Raw genomic sequence first — 21,708 nt, forward strand, 5'->3', positions numbered from 1 at the left:
ATTCCCCATGCCCAATGCCCAATACCCAATGCCCAATGCCCCATGCCCCATGCCCCATGCCCAATTACAGATACTGTGCTAAAGTTTTAGCTAGGGTTGTTTTTGGCACGGCGCCCACAACCGTATCTACTTGCCGACCGCCTTTAAATACCATGAGCGTGGGAATGCTACGAATCCCATAATGACTGGCAACAGTGGGATTTTGATCTGTATTTAGCTTGACCACTTTTACCTGTCCCACGTATTCAGCAGCCACTTCATCTACCACGGGAGCCACCATGCGACAAGGACCACACCACGGCGCCCAAAAGTCCACTAACACGGGCGTATCACTTTCTAGGACTTCTTGTTTGAATGTGGCTTCTGTCACATTAGTAATGGATGACATTCTTGCCCTCCTATTTGATTCAATTGTTCGATAAAATCGAATAAATAAAATATAATCTAATTTATGCGATTGTGCAAGTATGAGATTTCTGTATCACCCAGAACAACAACATATATCATTGGCGGGAGTGTTATATGCTTTAGGCGATCCTGTGCGGTTAGAGATTGTGCGTCAATTGGCAGTAAAAGGAGAGCAATGTTGTGCCGACTTTGATTTTGCGATCGCCAAGTCTACCATGTCCAACCATTTTAAAATTTTAAGAGAGTCTGGCGTGATTTGGACTCGCAAAGAGGGAACACAACACATAAATTCACTCCGGCGAGAAGATTTAGAAGAATTGTTTCCGGGGTTGCTGGATGTAGTGCTGCGTTCACCACAACCATTGATCACTCAAGAGTCAATGGTCAAGAGTCATTAGTGATTGGTTGTTGGTTGTTGTTTGGAAGAAGCATCACTAACCACCAACTACCAACTAATCTATAGTATCCAAGCGCATTTCATTGTTTGGCACAAAACCCAGGCGTTCATAAACTGGTTTGCCAGCTGGTGAGGCGTGGAGGATGACTCGCGTACAGGCGATCGCCTTAAGATAATCAATAGCCATACTTGTTAGTTGCTTGGCAATACCTTGACCACGGTAATCTAAGTCAACATAAACACCCCAAATGTAGCCAAATTTGCGGTGTTCCTCTGTCAAAATATGAGGATAAAGACCAGTAAAAAGCTGACAACTGGCAGAACCAATCACTTTGCCATCAACCTCTGCCACGAAAGCTTTATAGTATAAGTTTTGACGTGCTTGCTTGTTAAACTCAAGAACAATTTCCAGCCAATCAGAACGAATTGATTCTGGTGCAACATCATTATCTCGCCACAATTGATAAAAATGTTGAGCAATTAAATTATCTTCTTGGATACTAGCTTCCCGAAAATTAATAGTTTGTACTGCTGACATGATTTCAAAAATACACAGTTGCTTTCCGTTCTATTATTTCTTATTCTCAATAAAGATATAAATCTCTCTCTAATCCTCAAATTTTTAATTTTTAATTGATATGTGGAGTCCCTTACGGCAGCCAGTATTTCGGGCTTTGTGGATTGCATCAGCAGTATCAACAATAGGTACTTGGATGCATGATGTGGCAGCAGCTTGGTTAATGACAACTTTGGCTCCCAACTCACCAATTTTAGTAGCACTGATGCAAGCGGCAGCAAGTCTGCCCTTTTTTTTGCTAGCGTTACCGGCAGGAGCGATCGCCGATGTCATTGATCGTCGCAAGTTGCTGTTATTGACACAAACTGTGATGCTAATCGTGGCGGTGCTGTTGGGAGTATTGACTGTGGTACAAATCATCAATCCTTGGATACTCTTGGGATTGACTTTTGCCTTGAGTGTGGGTAGTTCAATAAATATGCCTGTATGGCAAGCAATCACTCCAGAATTAGTAGCAAAAGAGGATCTGCCGCAAGCTGTCACCCTTACAGGTATAGTAATTAACCTTTCCCGTTCCATCGGTCCAGCTTTGGCAGGGATCGTTATTGCTGCTGCGGGGACAGGTGTCGTATTCCTGCTGAATGCGCTTTCTTTTGTAGGTGTGATTCTGGTAATTTATCGCTGGCGACGTACACCCCAAAACAGTGGTTTACCTGCGGAACGGTTTTTGGGAGCAATGCAAGCCGGAGTTCGTTATGTACGCTATGCTCCTGCCTTACAAACAGTGCTAATTCGCACAGCCGCATACATATTTTTTGCCAGTGCCTTATTTGCTCTGTTGCCATTACTAGGAAGGCAAGAGTTAAAACTAGATGCATTCGGGTACGGGATTATACTTGGATTTTGGGGAATCGGCGGGTTGGCAGGGGCCTTTATTTTACCCCAGCTACGGCAGCGCTTTTCTATTGATCAGTTAGTTGCTGGTTCATCTTGCTTGATGGGAGTGATGATGTTAGCACTAGCATACCTCCGCAACCTACCTTTGATTTGTGGAGTGATGATGCTGGTGGGAATTTCTTCTCTTGGTGTCATGGTGAGTTTAAATGTGGCAGCACAAACTGCTGTACCGACATGGGTACGGGCGCGTGCTTTAGCTGTACAATTATTGGCATTCCAAGGATGTCTGGCCCTGGGTAGCTTGTTATGGGGTAGTGTCGCCCAACATGCGAATATTTCAGTTGCCCTTGCCAGTGCTGCTGTTGGATTGATGGTATTTGTGATCTTAACTAGCCGCTATCGCCTGCGCTGTGCAGAAATTTTAGATTTAGGATCGTCACTGCACTGGGATCAACCTACCCACGCCTTTGAACCTTGTCCCAATGATGGTCCAGTTTTAATTACCCTAGAGTATCGCATTGATCCAGCCAAAGCTGATGAATTTACCAAAGTCATGAAAGTACTGAAAAATATTCGGATGCGTGATGGTGCAATTCAATGGGGTTTATATCATGATTTATCTCACGCTGGTCGGTTTGTAGAAACAGTAATTGTAGAATCTTGGGCAGAGCATAAGCGGCAATTTGCACGGGTGACACATGCAGATAAGGTAATAGAAGAACAGGCGCGAGCTTTTCACATCGGTGATGAAGCGCCAAAGGTTTCCCAGATGATTTATGCTAATTACAGCGATCGCAAAGGTTTTCAGCAACCGTGTTGAAACTGAAAATTCAAAAAAAGTCAAGTTTCTATGATACCAGTTTTCCTATTTTACCAACTAGCTTTTGTTTTACTTCCTTGTAATATGTCAGGATTCTCTAAACTTTTCTTTTTAATGTTTCGAGAAGTAGAAAAGGCGATCGCTAAAACTTTGACTTTATGAAATACTGTATATAAATTTACTTTATCTCTTCCTTTTAATCTCTTGAGAAATTTAATAGGTGCTGTGAAAATAGACCAAGGAAATCTATCAGATACAATTAATCGAACGTTATGAAATCCATAACATAATTCTAATCCTTGATAAGCAGTATTCCATCTAAATATTTGTTCAACCCAAGCTTTTTTTAGTGGCTTATCTATTGTCATATCGGTAAGATGAGGGGTTCTATTTGTATAAGATACATGTGTGAAGATTTTACCTAAAAATCCCGCATGTTTGGCTAAAATTGTGAGTTGAGTATCTTCAATTCTTGCCCCTGGATATTTTCGAGAAATCACAGTAAGTATACTAATAAGTACATCTGTTTTTCCAACTGTTCCTCCACCTGGAAGCCACTTATAGCCATTGTAGATACCGTGAACAGAATTTAAAAACCATTGAATAGGAGGTACTTCTTCATTAAAATTAGGCAGGAGAACTTTAGTTTCATCTGCAATAGATCTCTGGTAAACAGTATACTTATCTCTTGCACCCAAAATATCTATTTCTAGATGCTTTTGTAATTCACTAATTATTAACATTAAACCATTAGATTCTGGCTCAAAAACTGAAAATTCTCGCTCTACAAAAAACTGAGATTCGGCATCAAAAGTAACTAAAAGTGCTGGTGGTATCCATCCATTTTCTATACTTTTAAGTAGTAATGAACCATAAATATCTCCTAAAACTCTGATTTTACCTGCTGTAAATTCTCCTTCTCGTTGATGAAGAACAAATATCCTATGCGGAGAATTTTGGTAGTCAATATTCTTTAAGTAATATGATTCTCCTTCACACCTTGGATTATCAAAAATTTTGGCTGGAATATTATTCGCTATCTTTTCGTCAGTATACAGATGAATGACTTGAACATTTGGAATCAAACTAAAGCCTTCAATCACAGACTGACATTCAAAGCCATTATTCAGACCAATAACTATATCAGCCATCATCCCTATTTCAGAGATTTGTTTAATGATTTTAGGGATAGTATATGGTAAATAATATTCGGCTCCTTTTGTGACTGCAACAACTCCCAGTATTCTTGTACTATCAAAATTATTATTCGTTATAGTCTTAATCCATTCTCTGCAAGATAAAACACTCTCTACGTCTGCTTTCAATCTTCTATTTTGTTTTTCCCGTAAGGAAATTTTTTCTTCTACATCATTAGTTAATAAGCCAGATTTAACGACCTGATTCAAATTACTAAAAATCATTGTTTGATACTCCTTCCAGGTCAAATATAAAATAAAGCAAGTAAGTTATCGGGAAGAAAAATAACGCGAGTTACGAAAAGCAAATCTGTCTAAAACACTTACTAATGACCAATGACATAGGACAAATGACAACCCTAATTATTACTTAGTATTTTTGTCGTATCTCACTCTTCCGTATTCCAACTTCACAATCCGATCTGCAATGTCAAAATATCGGTCATCATGGCTGATCACTAGTACAGTTTTGCCTCTACTTTTTAGTTCTGGTAGAAGTTGTGTGTAGAATATTTCCTTAAAGATAGGATCTTGGTCTGAAGCCCATTCATCAAACATATAAATGGGGCGATCTTCTAGGTAACTAGTGAGTAAAGCAAGACGCTTACGCTGTCCCTGAGAAAGATTTGTTGTAGAAAAGACGCCATCTTTGATATTAACTTTATGATCAAGTTGTAATTGGACAAGGTAGTTTTGAGCTTGAGTATCTAAGTTGCTACTTTCTAAACCTAGTAAACGCTCAAAAAGATAGAAGTCAGAAAATACTACTGAAAATTGCTGACGATACCATTCTCTATTGTGATTATCGATTTGCTTCCTATCTAGATAAATTTCTCCAGCTTCAGGGACATAAAGACCAGAAATTAATTTAGCAAGGGTAGACTTACCACTACCATTCCCTCCTACGATAAAAATTAATTCTCCTGGATGAAATTTCAAGTTGATAGGACCAAGGATAAAGTTTGTTTCCTCTCGCTCCTGATAATAAGTATGGCTGACGTTAACCAGCTCTAGAGACTGCCAAAATTTTTCTGAATTAAATGTTTCTTCAGAAAGAGTTTCGTTTGAGCAGTTAGGTAATACAAGACCCAACGATTCAACTTTTTTTAATGCCACTAAGACTCTAGTTATATTGGGTAACATACCCATAATGTGTTCCAAAGGTGACATCATATAGATGATAGTCAAGGCATAGGCAGATAAGATTGTGGGAGGAATTTTTGTCAGAGAAGGTAGAGTGAATAACAACAAACCGATAGCGACAAAAAAGAGAATTTGCCCCCAACTACCAGCAGCTGCAAAAACACTCATTCCAACAACATTATGACGGCGGGATGATAGAGCAGTAGTACGAAGGTCTTCTCTGAGAAATGATAACCGTCGCTCACGATGCAGCTTGAGTTCTTTTGTACCTTGAGTTATGGCGCAGAAATGCTTAAATAACCGATCTTCCTGCTCGCGAGCCAATTTCAGCAAGGACATAGCTTTGATCATTGGTAGTAAATAGCTGAATATTCCCACGAACAGGAAACAACAACCGATGACGAAGATATTAGTAGACAGCCAACCCAGATAAATTAGGCAGGCAATCACAATGGCAATATTGATACAAAAAAAAGGAATAATTAGAACTGTGCCAGAAATTGTTCCGATATCTTCAGTCAAGGTAGCTAAAAGACGATAAGCACCAATCTGTTCTAACTGACGTAAGGGAGAAGCAAGTATACGGCGGCTTAACAACATCCGCAGGTCGAGAATGGCTTTTTCTGAAAGATTAATGAGCAAAATTTGAGAAGCTAAATTAGCAATTAGTCGTACTAGACACAGAGCAGCAAAACTCCAAACTAAGGTAGTAGTTGATGGTTGATTCTGATTCAATGTGGCATTAATTAGGGCAATTAGACCAGCAGCACAACCGCCACTAAGAATACCAGCCAACACAGCTAGGCTGAGGAAAAGAGCAGAAGTGCGTAATAGAAGGCGGAAAAGGTTCATTGCTCATCCTCGATAACCAAAGGATTTAAATCTCAGAGCAAACAATATTAGGTAATTAGATTAAAAAACGAGGAAGACTAATTTTCTATGATTACTGACGCTCCATTCTATGCATTGTATCCTTACTTTTAGGATTACCTCTGCTTTACTTTGCTATTTAAACGATTACCTTCTTTCTATCCCAGCCTTGGTATTAACTTTGAATTTTCTGTCAATGATGCTGCTTTTTTTGCTAAATCTATCATCCGACCTTCCTTGAAATTCTACTGATAAATAGAGGATTTGAAAGAGAGAAAAACATTTTTTCTATGTGTTCAATAAGTAAAATTTTTTAAATTATCAATATTAAGCACGGTAATATTGACTCTTAGCAACATTGTCTGCACGCATTTGGTTAAGTTTATGTACAGCAATCCATCGATAAACAGTATCTACAAATTGTGGAGCAATTTGTCCAATACCAAACATTACTTTGGTCAAAAATTCTGTGATGGGACTTTCATTGATAATGACTTCAGCTTTGTTTTTCTGAATAGCTCTGATTACTGCACTTGCTACTTCTACTGGTGTGGAGATACCTGCTAATATGGGAGCAGGCAATCCACTATCAGCGGTCATCCCGGTTTCAGAAATATATCCTGGGCAAATCGCAGAAAATTTTATACCAGTGCTGGCTAATTCCTGTCGTAGTGAATCAGTCCACATGATCAAACCAGCTTTACTCGCTGAATAGATACTGTTATAAGGAACTCCTTTTTTGCCAGCCAGAGAAGAAATATTAACAATGTGACCATTACCCCGCTCTAACATAGTTGGCAATAACAAACGGGTTAATTCCATCGCTGCTAGTAAATTAGTTGTCAATACTGACTGGAGATCCTTGAGAGAATAATTAGCGAAAGATTGATAAATTTCTATCCCAGTATTATTAATTAAAATATCAACTGGAGTAACTGTGTTATAGATATGCTGTACTAAGGCAGATAAATTTTCCACATTTCTGATGTCAAAGGTAAAACCAATAAATTTACCACCCAAATCTTTGACTTCATCACGTGTTTTATTTAGCCCTGACTGGGAACGAGAAATACCAATTATAGTTGCTTGCTCTTTTGCTAAAGCACGGGCAATATATACTCCTAGACCGCGTGAAGCGCCAGTTAAAAGCACTGTCTTCTTCGTAATAATTGTCATGGTAAATAACCTACTGAAACTCAGGTTAAATGTGAATTTAGTTTTGTCCAACGATAATTCAATCTTCGTAATCTTTTAGTTCTTTGTAGAACTATAGTTTCAATCTCTATTAGAGGACTTTGGAAACTAGATGACAAGTATAATTACTTCTTACATTTTTCAAGCTTTGTTCCATCCGCTTGAATTGATACGCATGTTATGCTAATGAGATACTTTATTGCAAGTCATATGCAACATTTTTTCAGTCACATTTCACCTTTACAGCTTTTTTAGGAGATTATTTTATATACAAGACGTGAATTAAACTTTAAGAAATTAAATAATTTTAACTACAGACAATATGACAGTGCTGAAAAGGCAAATTGTTAGACTTTTCAGAAGAAATGCTTTGGCATAAGTTGCAATATAATTCTAATTTGATCATGTTTCGTATGAGTTGCATATGAGTTGCAATTGAGTATCTCAAAGAGATACTATGCATACAAATTAAAACTGGACGTCATTTAAACAGTGCCAAAACACTTTTAATATATTTGCAAGAGTGTATGACGTAAATAAAGTTGAAGCAGGTGTATAGTAACAGCTAGGCTCTTTTTAATAGACAGAGATTGCATCTGAGCAACTGACAATTTAGCTGGGATACAATTGTACTTTGTAAATTTTTTCTAACACTGACTTTATCAAAGAGAGCATAAGCCTTTTGCCCTCATGAATATGTACTTAGAAGACCGTATCATCTAAGTTATTAGCAAGGATAAAAAATGTTTTTAACTAAACTATTAATACCATCAAAGCAGCAGAATAAGTTTTTAGAAGAAGAAAGAATTACATTAAGAGAAAAACAAGACAGAACTTTAGCAACAGATGTAAAATCTGTTTTGTCTTGCAGGCAGTGGATTCAGGCTAAGACTAATAATACTTTAGACACCACTAGAATATTAGGAATAGTAGCAGTTGCTAAAGGAGCAGAAAATTATTTACCCTATACTATCCCCAAAATTATCCAACAAATCTCTGAAGTTGGAATGATGGCTGATATAATCATCGGTCTGAATAATGGGTTTGAATGTTCAGATGTTATCAACAGATTTGCTTTACTTTCAGAGATCCAAATTATTCATCTATATACTGAAGAAAAATTAGCCAACAATGTCCCTGCACAAATATTTGACAATGTAATATGCCAAGGCAGAACCTACTGTTTGAGTAACATTGAGCTACCCCAATGTAGACATAGGATATTTGTTATGCATCAAAAAGAGGGGCAACACTCAGCAGGCAAAATCAGAGTTTTGGGAGATATTTATGGCTCACTACTGCTCAAGAGTATTGAAAATGGGTGGATACCACCTGCAATTTTGGTAACTTTTGATGCGGAGTCTCAGTTTTTAGTTGAGCAAAATGATTCAGTTATAAATTTAGAATCTAACGGCTTAAAGTTAATAGTGAATCAACTACAAAATCATCCCGAAATTGATATTTTGGGAACAAGAATCAAATCTGCTATTTACCAAAAAGCTGTGCTAGATGGGATTGAAGTTCTTATGCCTAACTTTAGTGAAGAAGTACCTCCTATCCATTGGTTTCTGGATATTGTTTATGGTAGATACAGAGGATACCAATGTAAACCTGGAGGAGGTACAGTTGGTAGAACTGATGCCATAATTAGCTTGTTAGCAGTGATTTCTGAAACGTACCCAGGGAAAGGCGAAGATGCTATTCTCACTGTTTTAGCTAAACATGCAGACTTTATAGGTGACATATTCCTAGATGTTATTTGTACAAACAAAATTCCCTGTATTACAGATATGACAATGGATCAGCCACCAAAAAAAGCTTGGGTTGAACAAATATATAGATGGATAGCTATTAATCAAACATTGAAGTTACTCTATGGAGAGCATAATATTAGAATAATTAATGGAGGCTTTCCTTGGTTTATTGTGACAAAACCAATTAAATTTTGGAAAAGGGCGATGAGAAATGAAAAAATCACATTATATATAGTATTTAAAAAGTTAATATTTTTAGCTATCGCTTTTGTTTTTTTTCGTCAAATTTGCAAAAGAAGTCTTGATAATCCTGAAGTAATCCAAGGCAATAGAGCACAAGCTGTTTGGTAAAAATAGCCGAATTGGTGGCAAATCTTCAGAGATATTAAATGATTAAGTAAAACGCTACAACTAGCCCAAAATATGCTAGATTTTGGGCGAATTAGCAAAATATATCTGTTTGATAGTGATTATAGATTCCTGCACCTAACCTAAAATTGTCAAAGGATTTGAGGAGATAATATTATGTCGATTAATTTTGGCTTTTTCGAGTTAGCTTAACTAGATGTGCATGTAAGATTTTATATCAAAATTAAATAATTATGTTGATTTTAAAATAATTAAAGAGTAAAGAGAATGAAAATATCAATTATTACACCTGTATTTAACTCTGAAAAAACTATTGAAAAAACAATTTTGAGCGTAGTTAATCAAAAATTAAAATCAGACTTGGAATATATTATTATAGATGGTAATTCAACAGATAATACCCTAAAAATTCTTCATAGATATTTAGAAGAAATAAAAATAATTGTTTCTGAAAAAGATCAAGGTACTTATGATGCGATGAACAAAGGCATAAACTTAGCTACTGGTGATATCATTGGCATTATAAACGCTGATGATTGGTATAATGATGGAGCTTTAAGTTCTGTAGAGCAGGCGTTTAGCAAAGATCCAGAAATTTCAATCGTGTATTCGCCTATTAAAACTTATTTAGATAATCGATATTTCAGCACGTACATACCTGGAAAATTAGAGAATTTACCTTTTAGATTTACTATTCCTCATCCCAGTTGTTTTGTAAAAAAAGAAGTATATGATCAAATTGGTTTATTTGATTTAGGTTACTCTATGGCTGCTGATTATGACTTTATATTTCGAGCATACACAGCAGGCTATAAATTTCAATGTGTTGATACTGTTCTCGCTTCTTTTGCACTGAGTGGCATGACCAGTCAAATAACAAATAGATTAAAGCTCATCAAAGAAAATTGGCAAGTTTCTTCTAGATTTGTTACTAAAACACCTCAATATCTTAAAAAGAATTCTCATACTTTATATATAAATTGGTTTTTAAGAGAGATAACTTATTCACTCTTTCAATTAAATATTTTGATATTTTTATTGGTATTAAAAATAAAGAATTTATTAGTTAAATTTAATACTTTAGCATAATATAAATATTGCTCATATAGCAGTCCGAATTGAATCGTGAGAAAATATGTAGATTGGATATCAAATCTAAAAGTGAAATTTTATTCAGTTCTGGCGATTATAAATCGCGGCTACACAAACAAAACCCGCCTGTGCGGGTTATTTTATTCATTCCACTAATTTTTACCCATGCAATCGCCTACTGAAGCGCACATCACAATTTGCCTATTTTGTTTTATATACTTCTTGTTTGAAGGAGATACATAAGTGGGTAACTGTATTCAGTGACGTATTAATTGACTTCAATCCGGCTAGCCGACGTTGAGCTTTTTCTAAGGTTTTAGAACCACTTTTTCGGTGTGATATAATATTTAATTTTGTAAGATTCTAAACATTTTAATCAAATGTTTGTCTGTACTCAGGTTTTCTGTACTTACGGGGAAGTTCCGTTCCTCCACCTGGGGACTTCCCGCACAACAAAGTTAAAAGGACGTTGCTACAATATTTGCATCACTGTGTCTTCCTGTCTCCGCGTCACTGCGTCTTCTTAGTCACAGTTCCTTTTTAACTATAGATAAGCTCCCCTTTCCTAAAAACTTTTCTCCAGTAGCATGTGGTTGCATGAAAGTCGCATTTCAATTTACAACGTAGTGATTTTATATAATTATTAAAGGGATGATTTATTTTATTTGCAGATAAATAAAAGTATAAGGAGTGTTTTTAAAAATAAAATAAAATCACTATAAAATAAACAAGTCAAAAGCCATAATTTAAGAGAATTTGACTTGTTTATTTTATATATTGCGAGTGCGATCGCGTAGTATCCCAAACCATTCACCACAAGTTAAAAGCTCATATCCTATACTTCTGCATACAAACATAAGTCTGGCAACAAGCAGATAAATAAAACTCCATTTATTTTATTGGCTTTGATTTCTAAATTAGAGTTTTGGTAGTAATACTGAGTGACTAAAATCCATCAATGTTTGTTGGTGCAATATGTCAGAATACTTGCTTTTAAGTATTACTAACAAAATTTTCCCTAAATAATGTATGTATAAAATACCTATTTATAAACCAAGTCTATTAGGTAATGAAAAAAAATATGTAAACGATTGTCTTGATTCTAATTGGATTTCTTCTAAAGGAAAATATGTATCTTTATTTGAGAGAGAATTTGCAAAATATGTTAATGTAAAACATGCTACAGGAGTATGTAATGGAACGGTCGCTTTACATCTAGCCTTATTAGCTCTTGGTATAGATAGTGGGGATGAGGTAATTGTTCCAACGCTAACTTATATTGCTTCAGTGAATACTATTGTTTACACAGGTGCTACTCCTATATTTGTTGATTCTCTTCCTGATACATGGCAAATAAATCCCCAAGAAATCCGTAGAAATATAACAAATAGAACTAAAGCTATTTTAGTTGTACATCTATATGGTCATCCTTGTGAAATGTCAGTTATTAAAGAAATAGCTAATGAATATAAACTATTTCTAATTGAAGATTGTGCTGAAGCTATAGGTTCTAAATATCAAAATCAACATGTAGGTACTTTTGGTGATGTAGCTACTTTTAGTTTTTATGGAAACAAAACTATCACAACTGGTGAAGGAGGAATGTTAATCACCAACGACCAAGGTATATTTGAACGTGCAATTCATTTCAAAAGACAAGGTTTAGCTAAGTACCGAGAGTATTGGCATGATGTAGTTGGTTACAATTACCGCATGACTAATATTTGTGCAGCTATAGGTTTAGCGCAAATAGAAAAAATTAATGAAATCTTGCCAAAAAAGCGCCATATTGCTGAACTTTATAAGAAATACTTAAAAGACACAAAATTAAAAGTTCATCCTGAAATAGGTGATGTTTTTCATTCATATTGGATGGTTTCTATTCTTACTCCTCAAGCAAGTCAACGCGACAGCTTGAGAGAATATTTAGCTAAGGCTGGTATTGAGACTCGACCAGTTTTTTATCCAGTTCATACCATGCCGATGTATTCTCAAAAATATGAACGCCATAGGGTTGCTGAGGATATTGGTCGCCGTGGTATAAATCTTCCCAGTTATCCCGATTTAAAAGATGAAGAAATTGAATATGTATGTGAAGTATTGAAAAGTTTTTACCTTCATTTAGACCATAATGATACCAATTTCCTTTAAAAGTGAAACATATTTTTTTGTAGAGACGTGCCATGGCACGTCTGGTACATTATTTATGTGTATCGCGATTAACGTGAAATGGTATGAGGCTTGATAATTTGATATATTTCACCTAGCCCTAAATTAAAATTTGGGCTGAAAGCTAAAGTCATTTTAAAACCGACTGGCTAAGGTTTTAACCCATTAAAATGGATTTTATTAACAAATGACAAATGACCAATCACCAATGACAAATTTATTATTTACCAATACAAAACCGACTAAAAATTCTATCCAAGACAGATTCTGTTACTTCTTCTCCTGTAATTTCTCCTAAAGCATAAATTGCTCCGCGTAGATCAATTGTCCAAAAATCGAGAGGTAATTGTTGAGCGATCGTTGCTTGCACTTGTTGTAAAGAAGTTTTAGCTTTGACGAGTGCAGCAGCTTGTCTTTGATTAATTGCCAAATCCATGTCAGCAGCTTGAATTTTTCCGGCTTGTACTTGCTCTAAAATCGCAATTTCTAGAGCTTCAATTCCTTGGTTTTGGGCAACTGCTGTTTTCACAACTAGGTTAATTTCTCTGGGATACTGTACTGTTTGGGCTGATGCTAAGTCAATTTTATTAATCACTAAAATTAAAGGACGATGTTTTACCTGTGTGTAAATTTCTTGGTCATCTGCTGTCCATCCTGCGGAAGCATCAATGGTGAGCAGAACTAAATCAGCGGCTTGGGCAACACTGCGGGAACGCTCGACTCCAATTTTTTCTACTTGGTCTTCTGTGGCTCGAATGCCCGCAGTATCTAACACCTGTACAGGAATTCCACCGACAACTAATTGTGATTCCACAACATCACGAGTTGTACCAGGTAAATCGGTGACAATGGCGCGATCGCTCCTACTCCAAGCGTTCAACAAACTTGATTTTCCCACATTCGGACGCCCAACAATCGCGACTTTTAGACCTGTGCGTAACAGTTCGCCCTGATCAGCTGTTGCTAGTAACTTAGTTATTTTTGTGGAAATTCTCTCAATTTCTGATATAATACTTTCATAATCAAGTGGTGCTAGATCTTCCTCAAAATCAATCCGCGCTTCAATTTCCGCTAAGATATCCAAACATTGACCACGTAATAGCCGAATTGGTTGAGCTAGTTTGCCTTGTAAACCAGCCAAAGCAGTTTGTGCAGCTTGGGGCGATCGCGCTCCCACTAAATCAGCTATACTTTCGGCTTGAGTTAAATCTAAGCGTCCATTTAAAAACGCCCGTAAGGTGAATTCTCCAGGCTGTGCGAGTCTAGCACCATTTTCCAAACATAGTTGTAACACCTGCTGTACTGCCATAATTCCTCCGTGACAATGGAACTCCACAACATCTTCACGGGTATAGGAACGAGGCGCTTGCATAATCAGCAGTAATGCTTCATCCACTAATTGTCGTGTTTGGGGATGACGGATATAACCGTAGAGAATGCGGTGACTTTCCCAAACTTGACGCCCAGGTGCATGAAAAAGAGTTTTGGCAATGAATATTGCTTCTAAACCAGAGACGCGCACAATTCCAACGCTACCTTGTTGGGGAACAATAGCAGTTGCGATCGCAGCGATGGTTCCAGTTGTGGCAAAAGTTTCCGACATCGGCGCCTTTTTCAGGAATGATGATTTAATCTATTGTCGATTGTAGTGAGTTTAGTAATTGCTTGTTTTGGAAATGGGATTGGGGATGGACTCATAATCATCCAAAATCGTGTTAGAGGATGAGTTTGCACAACACTGATGATTTTAGAAATGTTACATCAATGTTTCTAGAAGCAGTCACAAGGTTAAGATTTATGAGAATAGCTCAAGTATTCTTGCCGAACAGCAATTACTAGTGTAATCAAGGAGGTCAGCGTGGAATCGGGTAAAATAAATAATCCCCAAGCCAGCGACAAGTCTAATATTAAAGATGAAAAATCTTATGTAGAGGAAGCTTCTAAGTTTATCGAAGAAACTTCTTTAGACACGATGCTTGAGATTGCTGAAGCTGCAAGACTCAAAAAACTTATGGAACCGCCAAAATGGGTCTTTCCAGAAGATCCATAATCATGAATTCTTGACACACAATTTTACTCCGCAATCCAAAATCCAAAATTGTTTGATGCGATCGCACTCAATTGCAGACTGCAATATTATCATTCGGTGTTTCCACCAGATAAATCTGAGATTACAACGAATCTGGATCTACACCTAATTCTCGCAGTTTTGCCGCCAAGCGATCGCTTCTTTGTTTTTCCTGTTCTGCACGTTGTTTTTCTTTTTCAGCACGTTGCATTTCCTGTTCCGCAACTTCTTCTGGTGTGGGAACTAGTTCACCTGCTGATGTAAAAAAGCGTAATTTTTCCTCATAGACTCCTAAGAATAAATCTAGCTGTTGACTCCACAACCAGCCTTGAGGATTTGATTCAATGGGTTGATAAGTTCCACCAACTAAGATAAATCCAGCAAATTCTAAATTATTCGGATCAAACCAGAAATATTCAGGTGTGCGAAAGATATCTTGATAAATCTGTTTTTTTAAACCTTTATCAGTTGCTGCTGTTGAAGTCGAGAGTAGTTCAATAATTAAATTCGGATATTTCCCATCTTCTTCCCAAACCACCCAACTTTTACGCGGTTTGCGTTCAGTCCCCAGCACCATGAAAAAATCAGGCCCCCGGAAGTCTTCAGATTTGCGTTGACGGGGACTGTAGTAGACGGTGAGATTTCCAGCACAGTAAAAGTCGGTGCGGTTTCGCCACCATAATTCTAAGCATTGAAGCAGCAGAATTATTTGCCGCAGATGTAAATCAGATTCCAAAGGCGGTTCATCACTGTCTAAATCACCAGGAGGAAATATAATAACATCTTCTGGTGTTTCTAATTCTGGGGTTTCTATCTCTTTGGCGACAGACATGGCTGCAAGTGTAGTGGGCGATATAAGTTTAGGGTAGCAGTGAATTCCCCTCCGTTTTTCTGACTGGAGGGGATTTTATTGCTTTTGCTAAAGCTTTCTCAAGTCAACCTCTAACAGGATTTTGGATTACTCTACCTTGAAGCCGATGAGCGCGTCTATGGAAAATGGAATTGACCCCATAGATAAATCTGCTTGCTCTAGAATTTTGGATTTTGGATTTTGGCTCGATTCCACAGATAAATCTGCTTGCTCTGTACCCTGCTCGGAATTATCGGTCACTAGTAACTTGGGTTAGTAGGTACAATAACAAGTCTGTAAACTTTGCTTGCGGATAAATTGCTTTTCGTTGTACATTTAGAGGCAAAATTAGCATTGTTTAGGTTAAGTTTTTTTCAGTTTTTCAAAGTCTCCTATTTGTTTTACGTTCCTCACAAATTCCTCACAACTTATCTTTATACTGAAAATTTGTAACTAACCTAATTGAAGAATTTTTATTAAAAGGTGGTTTTTTATGAAGCTTAATAAAAAGCAATTAAAATTTTTATTGATTGTTGCTTTATTTATATTTTTAATATCTTTAGCCTTCCTGTCTCTGGAGCAGATTGTATGGTATTCAGATAAAATAATCATAAACGATAAGTTTACTGAATCTAGAAGCTTAAAGATATTTTTATCTTTCTTGTCAATGATAGTAGGTATGCTTTTTAAGCAGATATATGATTATGTTTCCATTAATCAAGATGATGATACTAGCCTAGTAAGTCTAGTAAGAATAATTTATAGAAGACCTACTATACAAGCCTTAGTAGTTTCTCCTATTGTTTTTTATAGTATTTATAATTCTTTACTTCTACTTGAAGATAATGTAGTTTATACTCTTTTTGCTTTTCAAAATGGATTTTTTTGGCAATCTATTTTTACAAGAGTAGAAAGTGCTACACATCCAGGTAAATCTGGAACATAGGCAGAATAATTACCATCTACTCTTTCAATTAAAATTGCATAACGCATTAATTTTCTTCCTTAAATTCAGTAGACCTCTTGCAAAAGTCGAATGAACCCCCCTCAATCCCTCCCTGTTTACGCTTAGGGTTAGGGTGGGGTAAAAATATTTTTGCAAGAGGTCTAGTGAACAGTACCAACCGCAGAAATCATCCGCGTATCCTGGGGGACTTAAACCGGGAGCATTCCAAATGTTCAAAAAAACGCCTGCGATTGAAATCGCAGTCTCATAGTGAAAGTCTGCTGAAGCAGACTGTTTGATTTTATGAAGTCGTCTTTAGACGACTTGTGCTATTAGCAAAGGGTTTAAACCCTTTGCAGTATTTTGAAAAAATTGGGATGCTCCCCTTAAATCTAAGGATTTTACTGATAACTGATAACTGTTAAACATCCAACCCCACCACCGTTAACTGGGGCGGATGCTCAACCATAAACTGATAATATATCTCCTGTTTTCCCTGAGCAGAAATCATCAAATCCCATTCCAAGATCCCCATTTCGCCTAATTGAATTTGGGGATTACTGCGAGTTAGACGAACTTTAATTTGTTCATTCCGGCTGATTGGTAATTGTTCAGTCAATTTTAAATTCGCTGGTTGGTTGAGCAAATTGGTAATTATTAACCGATAAGCATAAATAATTCTGCGGTTATTACCAATTAATTTTTTCTCAACTTGCCGTTCAACTAACTCACGCTCAATTTTCAAACCTTCGTCAATACCTAAGTTAACCTGAAACTCTTGTCCTGGCGCGACGTTTTCTAGCTGAGTACTACCCACAAAAATATTGTCACGGTAAACGTTCGCTTTACCAGGTAACAAAGTCGCACCTTCTGAGTTATTTTTTACCTTTGCTTGCAAATAAGCAAAACTCACTAGGCGCGGCATTGCGATGTAATTAAAACTACATGGAAAATCATCATTAAAAATTGTAGTTTTGTGGGATGTGCCATCACTAGGTATATTCCCGATACTACTGAGTTTAAAAGTAACTACACTCCCTTCTCTAGATACTTCTGCTACCACAGTTTCCGTTGGTATGTCTGCTTGTACTTCTGCACTTGCTAGTGCGGGAGTTGGCATTGCTGTATCGGCTTCCCCAGCACCTATCTGACTCCTAGCACGCATCGGTACTGCTGTCATTACGTAAGTTTGTGGCATGAGACGAGGTATGTCAATATACCAGGGTTGTAATTTGGGTGGAAGTGTACCTAATCCTGGTTTTGCGGTAGAAAGGGTAAGATCTACACCTAGCCAATCTTCACCTGTGCTTTGTGTTACTTCTGCCAGATAACCGAGATTGACAACATTGCTGGTGCTGGTTACCCGTAGATCATACAAAGGAGTCCAACTCGCACGACTGACTAAGTAAGATACTTCGAGTTCAAATTCGCCTGCACCCGCAGGTTCTATACCTACACTCAAGCTTAAACTTTCTTTGGGATGGGGTGTTTGGATAGTTTGTAATTGCTGGCGGAGTGCTTGTAATTGCTTGTCTAATTCTTTCTGACGAGCTTTGCACTCAGTTGTGGCGATCGCATACTCACTATACTGACTTCCGATAAAGTTCAGAAAATCTAATGTCTCGCTCAGATTAAGATTTTTCCGTGCCAGACTAATCGAAAATTGTTCTTCTGTTTTCTGGCGTAAACCTTGGATAAAACTAGACTGTAACGCCAAAGCATCAACTTGTGCTTGGAGATGTTGCCACTCTAATTCTAATTGTTGAATTTGCTGAGTCAGGTGAGCAACTTTTGCTGCTACGGGTTCAGTAGAAAACATGCGATCGCACTTGACTTCCAGCAAACGTACTGCTATTTTTCCCTGACCACTTACCCTGACAGACTCTGTTTCAACAATCTCCGGCAGTGGAGTAACTACTAATTCTTTTTCTTGTCCTGTTAACGATACTATACCTCTTCTTGTAACCAAAGCTTTGTCTGAGTACACTGTCACTGTCACAATCTGACTTGCTACGATTTTTCGCACAGATGGTATTTCTGGGTTCTCCACTGCCAGTTTCCCCCTATGTTTTTATATAGACGCGCTCGTTCATTTTGCATTTTACAGGTCTAGCCGTCAACTGATTTTGGATTTTAGATTTTGGATTTTGGATTGATCCTACAGATAAATCTGCTTGCTCTGGAATTTTGGATTTTGGATTACTCTATCGATAAGCCGCATCGAAGTGCGTCTATGGATTTTGGATTGACCCGATCTGGAGGCTTTTACCATGGAAACAAAGTAAGCAAAGCACGGAGGCTTTTGCTCCGTGCCTAGTATTTGCTTAGAATCTTTGTGACTTCAATGGGAGAAAAATCAAAGTTGAGACATTACATCTTTAGCTGCTTCTAGGGTTCTGTCAATATCTTCTTCTGTGTGAGCAAAAGAAGTAAAGCCAGCTTCAAATTGTGATGGTGCTAAGTAAATACCATGTTCTAACATCCCGCGATGGAAGCGAGCAAATTTAGCCAAATCTGATTTTTTGGCATCTTCGTAGTTATGAACAGGACCAGCAGTAAAGAACAGACCAAACATAGCACTAATGGAACCCCCGCAAGCTGAATGACCAGTTTCTTGGGCAACTTGCAACAAACCATTTGCGAGTTTCTTGGTAATCTGCTCTAAGTACTCGTAAGTACCAGCTTTTTGTAGTAATTCTAGGGTCTTAATACCAGCAGTCATGGCTAGGGGATTACCAGACAGAGTCCCCGCTTGATACATTGGTCCAGCAGGAGCAACCATTGACATGATATCCCGACGACCACCATAGGCTCCGACGGGTAAACCACCACCAATTACTTTACCCAAAGTTGTGAGATCTGGGGTAATACCAAACTTCTCTTGAGCGCCACCGTAGGCGATGCGGAAACCTGTCATGACTTCGTCAAATACCAATAAAGCACCGTGTTCGTGGGTAAGTTCCCGTAACCCTTCTAAGAATCCAGTATCGGGAGGAATAAACCCAGCATTACCCACCACTGGTTCCAAAATTACTCCAGCAATTTGGTCGCGGTTTTCTTCAAATAAAGCTTTCACAGCTTCCAAATCATTAAAAGGCGCAGTTAGGGTACTACTAGTTACTGATTTGGGAACACCTGGAGAATCTGGTAAACCCAACGTAGCCACACCTGAACCTGCTTTTACCAAAAACATATCAGCATGGCCGTGGTAGCAACCTTCAAACTTGATGATTTTTTCACGTCCAGTGAAAGCCCGCATTAATCGCAACACTGCCATACAGGCTTCGGTGCCGGAGTTAACAAATCTTACCATTTCCATGCTAGGAACAGCATCAATGACCATTTCTGCCAAGACGTTTTCTAGGACACAAGGCGCACCGAAACTGGTACCTTTTTCCAAGGCTTCATGCAACGCTGCAATTACTTCTGGGTGGGCATGACCACAAATAGCTGGTCCCCAAGTACCGACATAATCGATGTATTGATTGCCATCGACATCCCAAATGTATGCGCCTTTAACGTGGTCAAATACAATTGGTTGTCCTCCCACAGATTTGAAGGCGCGAACAGGGGAATTTACCCCTCCCGGCATCAAGTTTTGGGCAGCCGCGAAAATTTCCTGTGATTTTGTTGTTTTAATTGTTGTATTAACCAAGGTTCTCTCCTCAACAGTGGGAAATAATTAAAGCTCTATCTTGAGATAGGGGTGAAGTATTTTCAGAACTTCTATCGTATAAAATTACCTGAACCAAGAAAATAACAATATGTTATACAAGTCCAATCAAGACTTGCCTGTAGAGATTCGCACTCGCTTATCCGAGGCATACCAAGATATTTACCGAGCAGCTTATAATTCGGCAATTCATTGGTATGGTGAAGCTACGAAGGCTCATCAAGTCGCTTTAAGTGCTGTTAAAATGCAGTCTGCTATGCATAAAAGTTATGTTATCTAAGTCTGGATAGAAAAATCTTCAGACAAAAAGTGCCAGTTGCCCTCTTTAGAATGGTATCGTGAACCCATGAATCATTCTCGCTTTTTTTGAAGCACCTGGTATGTTTTTTTCTGCGAGCAATTCTCAACATCAAGTCATCCCTATTGATCAAATTCGCTACGATGATCACGGTCTTGTCCCGGCTATTGTCCAAGACTACCTTGATGGTACTGTTTTGATGATGGGGTGGATGAATCGGGAGTCCCTACAAAAAACTTTAGAAACAAGAGAAACTTGGTTTTGGAGTCGTTCCCGTCAGGAGTTATGGCACAAAGGAGAGACTTCTGGCCACATTCAGAAAGTGCAAAGTCTTCGTTACGACTGTGATAGTGATGCACTACTAATTGGAGTTGAGCAGATAGGAGATATAGCCTGCCATACTGGTGAGCGTAGTTGTTTTCACCAGGTAGAAGGAAAGATCACTCCACCACCTGCTGATACTTTATCACAAGTATTTGCTGTAATTTGCGATCGCCGTGATCAACCCCAGGAAAGTTCATACACTTGTAAACTGTTGGCTGGTGGTGATAATAAGATTTTGAAAAAAATTGGCGAGGAAAGCGCAGAGGTCGTCATGGCTTTTAAGGATGATGACCATGATGCGATCGCATCAGAGGTTGCAGATTTGTTCTACCATACCCTTGTCGCTCTTGCTCACCACCAAGTTGACTTGAAATCGGTGTATCGCAAGTTACAGGAGCGCCGACGCTAATCTTTCTGTACTTCTTTATACGCTTATGAACACTTGGTTTAACTAAAAATCAATTTTGAACTTTGAGCGTGTAGGGGTGTAAGGGTAGTAAAAAACCTTACACCCTAATTGTGCTGATGAACAATTAGAAAAAACTAATCAATGAAATAAACTAATCTAATCTTTTTGTAATTCTTATTATTCTCGAAAATTTTCCTCACTAATTCCACAGAGTTTCCACAGGCTATTTCCTGGTTTTCCACAGATATTCTACGATGGTATCGGCTTTTGACCCTTGAGGTGGGGATTGTTTGTTCACAACTGTCAGGGATATT

The 21,708-nt window shown here is 37.9% G+C and carries 19 protein-coding genes; 9 read left to right on the forward strand and 10 right to left on the reverse strand.

Going from position 1 to position 21,708, the window contains the following annotated elements:
* Window positions 1–64: 64 nt before the first annotated feature.
* A complete protein-coding gene (gene trxA / locus B4U84_RS11645; RefSeq protein WP_269208984.1) occupies window positions 65–412 on the reverse strand; it encodes a thioredoxin in 348 nt (115 codons plus the stop codon).
* Window positions 413–467: 55 nt separating this feature from the next.
* On the opposite strand from trxA, the gene B4U84_RS11650 reads away from it, so the two are divergent.
* Window positions 468–806, forward strand: coding sequence for an ArsR/SmtB family transcription factor (locus B4U84_RS11650; protein WP_017313171.1), 339 nt, complete (start codon window positions 468–470; stop codon window positions 804–806).
* Between the two features lie 54 nt (window positions 807–860).
* Here the strand turns inward: B4U84_RS11650 and B4U84_RS11655 are convergent, their stop codons facing one another.
* Entirely contained in the window at window positions 861–1,343 is a 483-nt protein-coding gene (locus B4U84_RS11655; protein WP_131117966.1) for a GNAT family N-acetyltransferase, read from the reverse strand.
* 100 nt (window positions 1,344–1,443) lie between these two features.
* On the opposite strand from B4U84_RS11655, the gene B4U84_RS11660 reads away from it, so the two are divergent.
* The gene (locus B4U84_RS11660) at window positions 1,444–3,039 is read left to right on the forward strand and encodes an MFS transporter (protein WP_131117969.1); all 1,596 of its coding nucleotides are present in this window, start codon (window positions 1,444–1,446) and stop codon (window positions 3,037–3,039) included.
* Window positions 3,040–3,089: 50 nt separating this feature from the next.
* Here the strand turns inward: B4U84_RS11660 and B4U84_RS11665 are convergent, their stop codons facing one another.
* From B4U84_RS11665 to B4U84_RS11675, 3 genes are all read right to left on the reverse strand, one after another.
* Window positions 3,090–4,460, reverse strand: coding sequence for a hypothetical protein (locus B4U84_RS11665; protein WP_131117971.1), 1,371 nt, complete (start codon window positions 4,458–4,460; stop codon window positions 3,090–3,092).
* Between the two features lie 141 nt (window positions 4,461–4,601).
* Window positions 4,602–6,230 carry a cyclic peptide export ABC transporter gene (locus B4U84_RS11670; protein ID WP_131117974.1) on the reverse strand — a complete coding sequence of 543 codons (1,629 nt, stop codon included), beginning with the start codon at window positions 6,228–6,230 and terminating at the stop codon, window positions 4,602–4,604.
* Between the two features lie 345 nt (window positions 6,231–6,575).
* Window positions 6,576–7,424 carry an SDR family NAD(P)-dependent oxidoreductase gene (locus B4U84_RS11675; protein ID WP_131117977.1) on the reverse strand — a complete coding sequence of 283 codons (849 nt, stop codon included), beginning with the start codon at window positions 7,422–7,424 and terminating at the stop codon, window positions 6,576–6,578.
* A gap of 761 nt (window positions 7,425–8,185) precedes the next feature.
* Between B4U84_RS11675 and B4U84_RS11680 the strand changes: the two genes are divergently transcribed.
* From B4U84_RS11680 to B4U84_RS11690, 3 genes are all read left to right on the forward strand, one after another.
* Window positions 8,186–9,547, forward strand: coding sequence for a hypothetical protein (locus tag B4U84_RS11680; RefSeq protein WP_131117980.1), 1,362 nt, complete (start codon window positions 8,186–8,188; stop codon window positions 9,545–9,547).
* Window positions 9,548–9,832: 285 nt separating this feature from the next.
* Entirely contained in the window at window positions 9,833–10,654 is an 822-nt protein-coding gene (locus B4U84_RS11685; protein ID WP_131117984.1) for a glycosyltransferase family 2 protein, read from the forward strand.
* A 1,032-nt stretch (window positions 10,655–11,686) separates the two neighbouring features.
* Window positions 11,687–12,808: a DegT/DnrJ/EryC1/StrS family aminotransferase gene (locus B4U84_RS11690; RefSeq protein WP_131117986.1), complete on the forward strand. Its 1,122-nt coding sequence runs from the start codon at window positions 11,687–11,689 to the stop codon at window positions 12,806–12,808.
* 238 nt (window positions 12,809–13,046) lie between these two features.
* Here B4U84_RS11690 and mnmE read toward each other — a convergent pair whose 3' ends face one another.
* Window positions 13,047–14,429 (reverse strand): tRNA uridine-5-carboxymethylaminomethyl(34) synthesis GTPase MnmE, encoded by a 1,383-nt coding sequence (mnmE, locus tag B4U84_RS11695; RefSeq protein WP_131117989.1) that lies wholly within the window; start codon window positions 14,427–14,429, stop codon window positions 13,047–13,049.
* 255 nt (window positions 14,430–14,684) lie between these two features.
* On the opposite strand from mnmE, the gene B4U84_RS11700 reads away from it, so the two are divergent.
* Complete coding sequence (locus B4U84_RS11700) at window positions 14,685–14,876, forward strand: hypothetical protein (RefSeq protein ID WP_207390925.1); 192 nt, start codon at window positions 14,685–14,687, stop codon at window positions 14,874–14,876.
* Window positions 14,877–14,997: 121 nt separating this feature from the next.
* Here B4U84_RS11700 and B4U84_RS11705 read toward each other — a convergent pair whose 3' ends face one another.
* On the reverse strand, window positions 14,998–15,726 hold the full coding sequence (locus B4U84_RS11705) for a Uma2 family endonuclease (protein WP_017313158.1): 729 nt from the start codon (window positions 15,724–15,726) through the stop codon (window positions 14,998–15,000).
* 126 nt (window positions 15,727–15,852) lie between these two features.
* On the reverse strand, window positions 15,853–16,005 hold the full coding sequence (locus B4U84_RS31165; protein ID WP_207390926.1) for a hypothetical protein: 153 nt from the start codon (window positions 16,003–16,005) through the stop codon (window positions 15,853–15,855).
* Between the two features lie 232 nt (window positions 16,006–16,237).
* Here B4U84_RS31165 and B4U84_RS30535 point away from each other — a divergent pair, with 232 nt between their 5' ends.
* On the forward strand, window positions 16,238–16,690 hold the full coding sequence (locus B4U84_RS30535; protein ID WP_165490226.1) for a hypothetical protein: 453 nt from the start codon (window positions 16,238–16,240) through the stop codon (window positions 16,688–16,690).
* 421 nt (window positions 16,691–17,111) lie between these two features.
* Here B4U84_RS30535 and B4U84_RS11720 read toward each other — a convergent pair whose 3' ends face one another.
* A complete protein-coding gene (locus B4U84_RS11720) occupies window positions 17,112–18,740 on the reverse strand; it encodes a mucoidy inhibitor MuiA family protein (RefSeq protein ID WP_131117995.1) in 1,629 nt (542 codons plus the stop codon).
* A 306-nt stretch (window positions 18,741–19,046) separates the two neighbouring features.
* The gene (gene hemL / locus B4U84_RS11725) at window positions 19,047–20,345 is read right to left on the reverse strand and encodes a glutamate-1-semialdehyde 2,1-aminomutase (RefSeq protein ID WP_017313151.1); all 1,299 of its coding nucleotides are present in this window, start codon (window positions 20,343–20,345) and stop codon (window positions 19,047–19,049) included.
* Window positions 20,346–20,454: 109 nt separating this feature from the next.
* Between hemL and B4U84_RS11730 the strand changes: the two genes are divergently transcribed.
* Entirely contained in the window at window positions 20,455–20,643 is a 189-nt protein-coding gene (locus B4U84_RS11730) for a ChaB family protein (protein ID WP_017313150.1), read from the forward strand.
* A gap of 100 nt (window positions 20,644–20,743) precedes the next feature.
* Entirely contained in the window at window positions 20,744–21,394 is a 651-nt protein-coding gene (gene hisIE / locus B4U84_RS11735; protein ID WP_017313149.1) for a bifunctional phosphoribosyl-AMP cyclohydrolase/phosphoribosyl-ATP diphosphatase HisIE, read from the forward strand.
* Window positions 21,395–21,708: the final 314 nt, after the last annotated feature.

The sequence above is a fragment of the Westiellopsis prolifica IICB1 genome (assembly GCF_004323185.1).
Classification (GTDB): domain Bacteria; phylum Cyanobacteriota; class Cyanobacteriia; order Cyanobacteriales; family Nostocaceae; genus Pelatocladus; species Pelatocladus prolificus_A.

What these genes read in the sequence shown, in the direction of transcription:
- B4U84_RS11650 (WP_017313171.1), top strand. Translation starts at nt 468, where the DNA reads ATGAGATTTCTGTATCACCCAGAACAACAACATATATCATTGGCGGGA.
- B4U84_RS11655 (WP_131117966.1), bottom strand. Translation starts at nt 1,343, where the DNA reads ATGTCAGCAGTACAAACTATTAATTTTCGGGAAGCTAGTATCCAAGAA.
- B4U84_RS11660 (WP_131117969.1), top strand. Translation starts at nt 1,444, where the DNA reads ATGTGGAGTCCCTTACGGCAGCCAGTATTTCGGGCTTTGTGGATTGCA.
- B4U84_RS11665 (WP_131117971.1), bottom strand. Translation starts at nt 4,460, where the DNA reads ATGATTTTTAGTAATTTGAATCAGGTCGTTAAATCTGGCTTATTAACT.
- B4U84_RS11670 (WP_131117974.1), bottom strand. Translation starts at nt 6,230, where the DNA reads ATGAACCTTTTCCGCCTTCTATTACGCACTTCTGCTCTTTTCCTCAGC.
- B4U84_RS11675 (WP_131117977.1), bottom strand. Translation starts at nt 7,424, where the DNA reads ATGACAATTATTACGAAGAAGACAGTGCTTTTAACTGGCGCTTCACGC.
- B4U84_RS11680 (WP_131117980.1), top strand. Translation starts at nt 8,186, where the DNA reads ATGTTTTTAACTAAACTATTAATACCATCAAAGCAGCAGAATAAGTTT.
- B4U84_RS11685 (WP_131117984.1), top strand. Translation starts at nt 9,833, where the DNA reads ATGAAAATATCAATTATTACACCTGTATTTAACTCTGAAAAAACTATT.
- B4U84_RS11690 (WP_131117986.1), top strand. Translation starts at nt 11,687, where the DNA reads ATGTATAAAATACCTATTTATAAACCAAGTCTATTAGGTAATGAAAAA.
- mnmE (WP_131117989.1), bottom strand. Translation starts at nt 14,429, where the DNA reads ATGTCGGAAACTTTTGCCACAACTGGAACCATCGCTGCGATCGCAACT.
- B4U84_RS11705 (WP_017313158.1), bottom strand. Translation starts at nt 15,726, where the DNA reads ATGTCTGTCGCCAAAGAGATAGAAACCCCAGAATTAGAAACACCAGAA.
- B4U84_RS30535 (WP_165490226.1), top strand. Translation starts at nt 16,238, where the DNA reads ATGAAGCTTAATAAAAAGCAATTAAAATTTTTATTGATTGTTGCTTTA.
- B4U84_RS11730 (WP_017313150.1), top strand. Translation starts at nt 20,455, where the DNA reads ATGTTATACAAGTCCAATCAAGACTTGCCTGTAGAGATTCGCACTCGC.
- hisIE (WP_017313149.1), top strand. Translation starts at nt 20,744, where the DNA reads ATGTTTTTTTCTGCGAGCAATTCTCAACATCAAGTCATCCCTATTGAT.